1 protein-coding gene is annotated in these 667 nt (G+C 46.0%); it reads right to left on the bottom strand.

All coding sequences use genetic code 11. The annotated features are described in order from the left end of the window. Positions 1-267: 267 nt before the first annotated feature. Positions 268-667: DedA family protein (locus tag R8O11_RS28265; protein ID WP_318195004.1), on the bottom strand; the 400-nt coding region annotated here is incomplete at its 5' end.

The following is a 667-nucleotide window of genomic DNA, read 5'->3' as shown; positions in this document are numbered from 1 at the left end:
CTACTTGATGTCTGAACGTGGTTACAGCTTTAGCCAACTCTCTTCCACCGAAACCGAGTTTAAAGCACAAGACAACAACGATTCTGAGATAGAACAGTTCTATCAAACACAGTGTAAAGAAGTTGGTGAGCAGCTCTACCGCGTGGGCTACTGACACCAGCGAGAATGAAGAACTCGGTAAAGGGTCAACAGTTCCAAAAACAAAAGGCGCATTCTCTGCGCCTTTTGCTTACATCAATATCCTAGTTACACATGAGTGAACCATTGTTAAGAGAGCTGAGACGCCGCCTTAGATTTAAACCGCGCTTTGCGCACCTTGAGGATCACAAAACTCATCACAGCAATAGTAAGAGTAATCACTGGCGCAGCCATTAACCCCATCGTCACCATCTTGCTGATATTCTCCGGAAGCAAAGGCAGGAGCATGCCAAAGCCGCACAGTAATAACGTCCACAATATGGCGCTCAGCCATGCAAAGTAATGGAACTTCGACACGCGTTTCACACGTAATCCCATCATCAATGGCAAAAGCGAACGCACCACAGGAATGAAACGCGCACAAAACAATGCAATTAAACCATGTTTACCCAAAAGAACATCGACTTGTTCGAGTCTTTTCTGTGGGACAGCATTCACCCAGCCTTGAACTTTAGGTAGGCGGTTTAGC

This window comes from Vibrio sp. 1288 (assembly GCF_033344475.1).
This window is presented reverse-complemented; position numbering and strand designations above follow the sequence as displayed.